The 9,890-nt window shown below is 61.4% G+C and carries 8 protein-coding genes; 6 read left to right on the top strand and 2 right to left on the bottom strand.

The genetic code is table 11. From position 1 onward, the window contains the following. Positions 1–59: 59 nt before the first annotated feature. From AC1D1Y_RS11315 to AC1D1Y_RS11305, 3 genes are all read left to right on the top strand, one after another. Positions 60–1,850 (top strand): acyl-CoA dehydrogenase, encoded by a 1,791-nt coding sequence (locus AC1D1Y_RS11315; RefSeq protein ID WP_477682432.1) that lies wholly within the window; start codon positions 60–62, stop codon positions 1,848–1,850. Positions 1,851–1,936: 86 nt separating this feature from the next. Beyond that, positions 1,937–2,899: an NAD(P)H-dependent flavin oxidoreductase gene (locus tag AC1D1Y_RS11310; RefSeq protein WP_477682431.1), complete on the top strand. Its 963-nt coding sequence runs from the start codon at positions 1,937–1,939 to the stop codon at positions 2,897–2,899. Between the two features lie 19 nt (positions 2,900–2,918). Next, on the top strand, positions 2,919–3,998 hold the full coding sequence (locus AC1D1Y_RS11305) for an acyltransferase family protein (protein WP_477682430.1): 1,080 nt from the start codon (positions 2,919–2,921) through the stop codon (positions 3,996–3,998). An 18-nt stretch (positions 3,999–4,016) separates the two neighbouring features. Here AC1D1Y_RS11305 and AC1D1Y_RS11300 read toward each other — a convergent pair whose 3' ends face one another. Beyond that, a complete protein-coding gene (locus AC1D1Y_RS11300) occupies positions 4,017–4,364 on the bottom strand; it encodes a DOPA 4,5-dioxygenase family protein (RefSeq protein ID WP_477682429.1) in 348 nt (115 codons plus the stop codon). Positions 4,365–4,401: 37 nt separating this feature from the next. Then, positions 4,402–4,668 carry a hypothetical protein gene (locus AC1D1Y_RS11295; protein WP_477682428.1) on the bottom strand — a complete coding sequence of 89 codons (267 nt, stop codon included), beginning with the start codon at positions 4,666–4,668 and terminating at the stop codon, positions 4,402–4,404. Positions 4,669–5,087: 419 nt separating this feature from the next. Between AC1D1Y_RS11295 and AC1D1Y_RS11290 the strand changes: the two genes are divergently transcribed. The 3 genes from AC1D1Y_RS11290 (at position 5,088) to AC1D1Y_RS11280 (ending at position 9,864) form a co-directional block, all read left to right on the top strand. Then, complete coding sequence (locus tag AC1D1Y_RS11290; RefSeq protein WP_477682427.1) at positions 5,088–7,355, top strand: peptidase domain-containing ABC transporter; 2,268 nt, start codon at positions 5,088–5,090, stop codon at positions 7,353–7,355. Next, positions 7,352–8,833 (top strand): HlyD family type I secretion periplasmic adaptor subunit, encoded by a 1,482-nt coding sequence (locus AC1D1Y_RS11285; RefSeq protein ID WP_477682426.1) that lies wholly within the window; start codon positions 7,352–7,354, stop codon positions 8,831–8,833. The genes AC1D1Y_RS11290 and AC1D1Y_RS11285 overlap by 4 nt, the downstream gene beginning before the upstream one ends. A gap of 350 nt (positions 8,834–9,183) precedes the next feature. Continuing rightward, positions 9,184–9,864 carry a hypothetical protein gene (locus AC1D1Y_RS11280; RefSeq protein ID WP_477682425.1) on the top strand — a complete coding sequence of 227 codons (681 nt, stop codon included), beginning with the start codon at positions 9,184–9,186 and terminating at the stop codon, positions 9,862–9,864. Positions 9,865–9,890: the final 26 nt, after the last annotated feature.

The raw sequence follows: 9,890 nt of genomic DNA, 5'->3' as shown, positions 1-9,890 counted from the left end.
CCCCCATCCCAACCTTCCCCCAGAGGGGGAAGGAGCAAGAAGTACCCCGGAGACAAAAAATGAGCTACATCGCCCCTCTCAAGGACATGCTGTTTGACATCCAGCACTTGGCCAACATCGAACAGATCGCAAAAATCCCGGGCTTCGAGGAAGCCGGCTTCGATACCGCGCAAGCCGTGCTCGAGGAGTGCGCCAAGTTCAACGAAGGCGTGCTGGCCCCGCTGAATCGCGAGGGCGACATCAATCCCTCAAGCTGGAAGAATGGCGAAGTCACCACCACGCCCGGCTTCAAGGAAGCCTTCAAACAATACGTCCAAGGCGGCTGGCAGGGCTTGCAGCACCCGGCGGATTTTGGCGGCCAGGGCCTGCCCAAGACCATAGGCGCGGCCTGCGGTGAAATGCTCAACTCGGCCAACATGAGTTTTGCGCTGTGCCCGCTGCTCAGCGACGGCGCGATTGAAGCGCTGCTGACGGCCGGCTCCGATGAGCTCAAGGCGGTCTACCTTGAAAAACTCGTGAGCGGCCAATGGACGGGCACGATGAACCTGACCGAGCCCCAGGCCGGCTCCGACCTCGCCATGGTGCGCAGCCGCGCCGAGCCGCAGCCCGACGGCAGCTACAAGATTTTCGGCACCAAGATCTTCATCACCTATGGTGAGCACGACATGGCCGAGAACATCGTGCACCTGGTGTTGGCGCGCGTGAGCGGCGCGCCCGAAGGCGTCAAGGGCATCAGCCTGTTTGTCGTGCCCAAGTTCATGGTCGGCAAGGACGGCGCCCTGGGCGCGCGCAACGACGTGCACTGCGTGAGCATTGAACACAAGATGGGCATCAAGGCATCGCCCACCGCCGTGCTGCAGTACGGCGATCACGGCGGCGCCGTCGGCTACATCGTCGGCCAGGAAAACCGCGGCCTCGAATACATGTTCATCATGATGAATTCGGCACGCTACGCCGTCGGCATGCAGGGCATCGCGATCGCCGAGCGCGCCTACCAAAAGGCCGTGGCCTTTTCGAAAGACCGCGTGCAGAGCCGCCCCGTCGACGGCTCCATCAAGGCCAGCGCGCCCATCATCCACCACCCCGACGTCAAACGCATGCTGATGACCATGCGCGCCTACACCGAAGGCTGCCGCGCCATGGCCTCCGTGGCCGCCGCGGCATATGACGCGACGCACCACCACCCCGATGCCGAGGTGCGCAAGCAGAACCAGGCTTTTTACGAATTCATGGTGCCGCTGGTCAAGGGCTACAGCACCGAGATGAGCCTGGAAGTCACCTCGCTGGGCGTGCAGGTGCACGGCGGCATGGGCTTTATCGAGGAAACCGGCGCGGCCCAGTACTACCGCGACGCGAAGATACTGACCATCTACGAAGGCACCACCGCCATCCAGGCCAACGACCTGATTGGCCGCAAGACCTCGCGCGACGGCGGCCAGACGGCCAAGGCGATTGCCGGCCAGATCGAAGTGACTGAAAAAGAACTCGTGAAGCAGGGCAGCGCCGACGCGCTGGCCGTGGCCAAACGCCTGAAGGCCGCGCGTGAAGCTTTCATCGACGTGGTCGACTTTGTCGCGGGCAACACCAAGGCCAGCCCCAACGCGGTCTTCGCCGGCAGCGTGCCTTACCTGATGCTCGCGGGCAACGTCGTCGCCGGCTGGCAGATGGCGCGTTCGCTGCTGGTCGCGCAAGAGCAGATCGCGCAAGGCGTGGACACGGCCTTCATGCAGGCCAAGATCACCACCGCGCGTTTCTATGCCGACCACCTGCTGACCAAAGCCCCCGGCCTCCGTGACAGCATCGTCGAAGGTGCCGACAGCGTGACCGCGCTGGCGCTGGAAGCCTTCTAAGGCGGCACGGCCTTCCCGGTCTTCCATCTCCAGCTGCCCTCGCGTGGGCAGCGTGTTTTCCTGAATCCCTGAACTTCGGAGCCATCATGTCCAGACTGCCCGGCGCATTGAACCAGCTGCCCCTGCCCATCATCGGCTCGCCGCTCTTCATCATCAGCAACCCCAAGCTGGTCATCGCGCAGTGCAAGGCCGGCGTGGTGGGCGCCATGCCCGCGCTGAATGCGCGCCCCGCGTCACAGCTCGACGAGTGGCTGGCCGAGATCACCGAGGCGCTGGCCGCCCACAACAAGGCCAACCCCGACAAGCCGGCCGCGCCTTTCGCCATCAACCAGATCGTGCACAAGTCCAATGACAGGCTGGAGCACGACATGGAAATGTGCGTGAAGTACCAGGTGCCCATCTACATCACCAGCCTGGGCGCGCGCGAAGACATCAACGCGGCAGCGCACAGCTACGGCGGTGTGGTGCTGCACGACATCATCAACAACAAGTTCGCGCGCAAGGCGATTGAAAAAGGCGCCGATGGCCTGGTCGCCGTGGCCGCCGGCGCGGGCGGCCATGCGGGCGTCAAAAGCCCCTTTGCATTGATCCAGGAAATCCGCCAGTGGTTTGACGGCCCGCTGGCGCTGTCCGGCGCCATCTCCACCGGCGGTGCGGTGCTGGCCGCGCAGGCCATGGGCGCCGACTTCGCCTACATAGGCTCGGCCTTCATCGCCACCGATGAAGCGCGCGCCACCGACGCCTACAAGCAGGCCATCGTCGACGGCAACTCCGACGACATCGTCTACAGCAGCCTTTTCACCGGCGTGCATGGCAACTACCTTGCGCCCTCGATACGCGCGGCCGGCATGGACCCCGAGAACCTGCCCGAGGGCGACGTCAAGACCATGAACTTCGGCGGTGGCGAAGGCAGCAAGTCCAAGGCCTGGAAAGACATCTGGGGCTGCGGCCAGGGCATAGGCGCCGTCAGCAAGGTGCAAAGCGCCGCCGCCTTTGTGGAACAGCTCAAGCGCGAATACCTTGATGCGCGCCAGCGCGTCTGCGCCTGACAGCCGGCCGCACGAAGCCATGACCACGCCCCAGCGCCTTCAGGGCCTTGACGCCCTCAAAGGCCTGGCCTGCGTGCTGATCGTCTGGCACCACCTGGCTTTTTACGGACCCATGTCGGACGTGGTGTATTCATCCGCGCCCGGCCTCATGGACTGGCTTTACGACTACGGCCGTATGGCGGTTCAGTTCTTCCTGGTCGCGGCTGGTTTCCTGGCCGCCGCGTCGCTCGCGCCGCAGGGCGTCGCCGTGTTCGAGGCGCCTGGCCCCCTGGTTTTCCGGCGATATGCGCGGCTCGTCAAACCCTACCTGGCCGCGCTCGCCGTCAGCGTGCTGGTGGCCGCGCTGCTCAGGCCCTGGTTCGACCATCCCTCGGTACCCGCGGCGCCCACGCTGTTCCAGCTGCTGGCGCATGGCCTGCTGCTGCAGGATGTGTTGGGCCAGGAGGCGCTGTCGGCCGGCGTCTGGTATGTGGCGATGGACTTGCAGCTGTATGCGATGGCCGTGCTGGTGTTTGCCGCCGCGCGGCCGCTGCGTGGCAGCACGGCGGTGTCGGCGGGTGCCATGGCTGTGCTGTTGATTGCGCTGCTCTCATTGGGGATGTTCAACCGGAATCCGCTTTTTGACATCACCGCCCTGTATTTTTTCGGCGCCTACGCACTGGGCATGCTGGCCTTCTGGGCCTCGCGTGCGGCAGGTACGCAACGCGGATACTGGCTCGCCGCCATGGCGGTGCTGGGCGCACTGGCTCTGGCGCTGGATTTCAGGGGCCGGCTCGTGGTGGCCCTGGCCAGCGCCTTCGGCCTGGTATGGCTGGCAGGCCTTGCGCAAGACCACTGGTTGCTGCGCGGGCTGCGGCTGCGCCCGCTCCAGCATCTGGGCCGCATCTCTTACTCGGTGTTCCTGATCCACTTCCCGGCCTGCCTGCTGGCCAACGCGGTCGTCAGCCATTTCTGGCCCACGCAACTGGCCGCGAATGTGCTGGGCATGCTGCTGGCGTTCGCGCTGTCATTGCTCGCGGGGCAGGCGCTGTACCGATGGGTGGAATCCGCGCCCGCGCTTTTCGCGCCGGGGCGCTTTCGCCGCTTGTTCAGCCGCTGACGCAGTTAGGGCGCAAACTCAGCGCCTGAACATCTCGAGCTTCAACTCTGCCGGCTCGCCCAGCCAGGAGGCGTGTGTGGTGTGGTCCGCCAGGTCGTCGCCCGTGAGCCCGTGCACAAACACATCCAGGCCTTTGCGCTCGTTTTCAAGCCAGGGAATGATGCGGTCGAACTCCGCGCTGTCAAACGACAGCTGGCAACTCCAGCGTGGGTGCGGCCCCACCTCACGCTCATGCACGCGGCCCACGCCGACATGGAACAGTTCACCGGCCCGGGTGGCCAGCGCGCGCGCCTGCTCGACGGTGTCGGGGCCGAAATAAATGTGTGCGTGGTAGCGGCTGTGAATATTTGCAGGGCGTTGTGTCATGTCAGCCAAAGGTGTTCAGGGATGAAAACACAGGTTTTTAAAAGTCATCGAGAAAAGTCATCTCGGGCAAGGGTGCGTCCGGGTGCTCGGCAAGGGCCTGGGCATGCACCTGGCGCATGCGCTGCCGGCAATGGTCCAGGTCTTTGACTTGAAACAGGAATAACACCTCGTCCGGGTTTTCCGCGTTCTGCCACAGGTGCTCGAGGTACATGCCGTGTTCCGCATGCTCCGCTGCATCGTGTTCAAGCTGTTGTTTGACGGCGGCCAGGGGCGCGCCTTTGAGCTTTGCCAGTACATGTGCCATGGTGAAATCTCCAGCGAGGCCACCATTATTGCGGTTTGGTGGAGCCGGCATTGCGGCCAGGGTTTTCTAGCTCAATTTTTAAACTTGGGGCGCTGTTTTTCAACGGCAGCTTGCCCGTGTTTATCCATCAGGCGAAATCTCTTCTCCTCCGTTTGGAGGGGGAGGTAGTAGTAAAAATGGATTCACATGCCGCGCCCATTCAAACAGGTATGTTTCGCGCGAAAAAGAAATTGCTTCGCAAAAGCAACACCTCAAAAAAATGCCCGGGCCGGCGATTGTTTTAAATCTAAACTGGCTCGGGCCATGCGGCATGTCTTTGACATCACCGGGTGGCTTTGCAGGTGGCGCATCGACAAGGGACGATGGCGCGAGATGGTTCAAAATAAAGCAAGCCCCTCCGGCGGGGTGGATTCGGGATGATGGACAAGAAAATATCGGGGGATGCCTTTTTCTGGGCATTGCAGGGGATTTGCGCGCTGCATCGCAAGCCATTTTCGGACGCGCTGGCACGCCAGCAACTGGCGGCACCCTATACAACGCGTTCTTTGGTGGACGCGATGGAGGCTTATGGCTTTGACGCCGTCCACCACAAGGCCAAAGCGGACAAGCTGCACAAGGAGACCTTTCCGCTGATTGCCTGGCTTCAGCCCAAGGCATCTGAAACGGCTGAAACGGCTGGAGCGTTTGAAACAGCCGAAGCCGGGCAGGAAAAAAAAGATGGGCAAGAGCCGGCTTCCGGGCAGGCGGTCCCGGCCCTGATCCTGCAAGCCGACGCCACCAAGCTGCTGCTGGTCGAAGCCGGCGACGCCAGCCCGCGCACGCTGGAGCTGTCTGAATTTGCCTTGCGTTACAGCGGCCACATCACCCGCGTCACGCCGCAGGCCGACCCGGCCGCCGACCCCGACAGCGAGGCCCAGGCGCGGCAGGCGCGCAAGTTCGGCTTCAGCTGGTTTGTGCCCGAACTGCTCAAGCACAAAAAACTCTGGCAGGAGGTGCTGCTGGCCTCCCTCGTCATCCAGCTCATCGCGCTGGCCACGCCGCTGTTCACCCAGGCCATCATCGACAAGGTGGTGGTGCACCGCACCGAAAGCACGCTCATCGTCATCGCCATCGGCATGCTGGTGTTCATGATCTTCTCCGCGGCGCTGTCGTGGCTGCGCCAGTACCTGGTGCTGCACACCGGCAACCGGGTCGACGCGGTGCTGGGTTCCTCCGTCTTCGAGCGCCTCTTCAAGCTGCCGCCGCTGTACTTCCAGCATAGGCCCACCGGCGTCATCGCGGCCCGCCTGCATGGGGTGGAAACCATTCGCGAGTTCATCGCCAGCGCGGCCGTCACGCTGATCCTGGATTTCCCATTCCTGCTGATCTTTGTCGCCATCATGTTTTATTACAGCGTCACGCTGACGCTGATCGTGCTGGCCATCCTGGCCGTCATCGTCGGCCTGAGCCTGGTGGTCGCGCCGCTGTTCCAGGCGCGGCTGCAGGAGCAGTTCCAGATGGGCGCGCGCAACCAGGCGTTTCTCACTGAATACGTGGTCGGCCTGGAAACCGTCAAGTCGCTGCAGCTCGAGCCCCAGCTCAACAGCAAATACAGCGGCTACCTCGCCAGCTATTTGCAGGCCGGCTTTGCCACCAAGCAGCTGGCCAACAGCTACAACACCGCCTCCAACCTGCTCGAGCAGCTCATGAGCCTGCTCATCCTGGGCATAGGCGCATACACCGTCATGCACAGCAAGGAGTTCACCATCGGCATGCTGGTGGCCTTCCAGATGTTCTCGGGCCGGCTCTCGCAGCCCATGCTGCGCCTGGTCGGTTTGTGGCAGCAGTTCCAGCAGGCCAGCCTGTCGGTCGCGCGCCTCGGTGATTTGATGAACGCACCGATCGAGCCTTATTCRGTCATTCCCGCGCGCGACACCGCGCGCAAGGGCGAAATCCAGATCCATGAGATCGCCTTCAAATACGCCGAGCACCTGCCGCTGGTGTATGAGAACCTGTCGCTGGCCATCAAGCCCGGCCAGATGATTGGCATCATGGGCCCCTCGGGTTGCGGCAAAAGCACGCTGGCCAAACTGCTGCAGGGCTTTTACCAGCCCAGCGCCGGCCGCATCCTGATCGACGGCATCGACATACGCTACCTCTCGGCCAACGAGCTGCGCAGCCATTTCGGTGTGGTGCCGCAGGAGACCATGCTGTTCAGCGGCACCATCTACGACAACCTGCAGATGGCCAGCCCCAACGCCACCTTTGAGCAGATCACCGCCGCCTGCAAGATGGCCGAGATCCACAGCGTCATCGAAGCCCAACCGCAGGGCTACCAGACCGAGATCGGCGAGCGCGGCGCCGGCCTTTCGGGCGGGCAGAAGCAGCGCATCGCGATTGCGCGTGCGCTGCTCAAGCGCCCCAGCATCCTGGTGTTTGACGAAGCCACCAGCGCGCTCGACGGCCCTACGGCCGAGCACTTCGCGCAAACCATCAATTCCCTCAAGGGCAAGGTCACCATGCTCTTCATCACCCACGGCCTGCCCAAGGGCCTGAAGATAGACGCGGTCTTCCGCCTCACGGCCACAGGCGCCCAGCTGATGTCGCCCGCACAAAGCCCCGCTGCCAAGGTCACGCCCATGAACCACGGCAGCCATACCGGAGGCACCGCGCTGCGCACCGTGCCCAAGGCGGAGGGCGAGGTATGAGCGCCGTGCCCCCCACCATGCCGCAAGACGGTTCACCGCAGGCAGAAGCGCCGGTCGCCGCCGCGCAGCAGGCCACCGCACAAGCTTCCGCCAAGGTCGTCCCGCTGCGCCCACCCAGCCAGTGGCACGACCCGCTCAGGCTGATCCAGAACGAAGCGCCCAGCGAGTTCGGCCGTATCGTCCTGTGGGCCGTGTCGGCCCTGGTGTTCATCCTGCTGATCTGGGCCGCGATCGGCAAGCTCGACATCATCGCTACTGCCGAAGGCAAGCTGGTGCCGCAAACCCTGGTCAAGATCGTGCAGCCCGCCGAGCCCGGCGTCGTCAAGGAGTTGCTGGTCAACGAAGGCGACACCGTCAAGCGCGGCCAGGTGCTGGCGCGGCTCGACACCACGCTGGCCAGCGCCGACAAGGCCGGCATCAGCAGCGACCTGGCGACACAGCAGTTGCAGATGCGCCGCCTCGAGGCCGAGCTGGCCGACCAGCCCATGCTGCCCAAGGCCGGCGACGACCCGCAGGCCTATGCCCACGTGCAAAGCCAGTACATCGTGCACCGCAAAGCCTTCCTCGACAGCCTGGACCAGGAAAAGTCCATGCTCACCAAAGCCGAGCATGAGAAAAAAGGCGCGGCCGAAATGCTGGCCAAGCTGCAACAAACACTGCCGACCTACCAGCGCACGGCAGCCGCCTACGAGAAGCTCGAAAAAGAAGGCTTTATGGGCAGCCTGGCCGCCGCAGACAAGCAGCGTGAAGCGATTGAAAAAGGCAAAGACCTCGACGCCCAGCAATCCGCCGTCTCGGCGTTCAGCGCCACCATTGCCGCCCAAACCAAAAAAATCAGCCAGCTGCAAAGCGCCTACAAAAGCGAACTGCAAAAAGAACTCGCCGACGTCCGCGCCAAAACCGCGCAGCTGCAACCGACGTTGGATAAAAGCATTTACAAGGAAGGCCTGATGGAGCTGCGCGCCCCGCAAGACGGCGTCATCAAGGACCTGGCCACCACCACCGTGGGCGCCGTGGTGCAACCCGGCACCGTGGTGCTGACTTTAGTACCCCAGGGCGAACAGCTGTTTGCCGACGTGTCCATCAAGAACGACGACGTGGGTTTTGTGCAGGTAGGCCAGTCGGCCCAGGTCAAGCTCGCCGCCTATCCGTTTCAAAAATACGGCATGTTGATGGGCAAGGTCATCCATATCAGTGCTGATGCCACGCAGAACAACCAGAGCGGTAATGGCTCGTCATCAGGCAGCACCGGCTCAAGCAGTGCTGATGCCGCAGCAGCGGCCGCAGCCGCCATGGCGACCTACAAGGTGCGCGTCAAGCTCGACGAGCAGGTGCTCAAGGACCCGCAGGGCAAAGCCTTGGTCATCACGCCGGGTATGCAGGTGGTGGCTGAGATTAATCAGGGCAAACGCACGGTGTTGGAGTATTTGCTGTCGCCTGTGCAGAAGGCGGTGCAGGAGTCGGGGAGGGAGAGATAAGTGATAGGGGGTGTAAATACAGCACTGGTGTTTAAGAAGGACGTAGAGATGCTAAAGATGATTAGTCCAAATGTCTCGTTGTTATGCCGTGACCGTGGTGACGGAACTGCCAAGTGGTGTAACGCAGAAGATTCCAAATTGAATACGGAAGAACGATACGTACATGAAATTTCCTGAGAAATGCACACTCGATGCACAAAAAAGAGGCTCTAACTTTCTACTGCCAAGTCTGGTATCGGCCAAAGTCCGGTTCATTTTTCTTTCTCTCTCAACTTCTTAATCAGCACTAGTGTTGTTGATGCAAGGCTGATTTATAGCAACGAGGTGCCAATCGTTGGCATGGGGTATTGATGACACACTTCAAACGCACGATCGATTTATCCATAGCGATGCTACTTTTGATGATCGCGGTCGTAGCTTGCAAATCTGAGAAAGACCTCATGCCAATTGACCCGTACTACCTAAAAATTCAGGGAGTTCGACTAAAAGTACCCGCTTCTTATTTGGAATCTAGCGAAATTTCTCATCGCAAATATGCAGAGGAGGCGCGCCGCCTCGCGCAGACGGCACCCGGTTGGGACGTATCGGGCCTCTTTATGCTATTGAGCCTCGAAACCATGTCCGGTTTGACGCATTCGGATACCAATAAGACTCCTAAACCAAGCTATGCGACTGTTTGGCTGCCTGGCAGACAGACGTCGCCAGATATTACGCAGCCTTTACCGGCGAGCTGGGTTAGAGCGCCAATCTTCGATATCTACCAGTTGGAAGCATATCAAGACACTCGACTAAAAATCACGCCTGGAACCGACATCAACCGGATTGACAGGCAATACATTGTTTCTAACGCCCCCAATGGAATTACAAGTATCAAGTGCACGGGTTTTGGTCTGCCGAACCCTATTTGCGAAGTTAGCTCTATGTGGCAAGGCTTGCATTTGTTCTATTGGTTTGATCACAAGGAACTAGAGCGTTGGTCAACCATCCACAGCAGGCTGATAGCAAGGCTGGATTCATTTTTAATCCGTTAATTTTCATTTAAAAAATCAGGAGATAT

The sequence above is a fragment of the Polaromonas sp. P1_G1 genome (assembly GCF_056405595.1).
The sequence above is the reverse complement of the archived record's forward strand: the minus strand, read 5'-3'. Positions and strand labels throughout refer to the sequence as shown.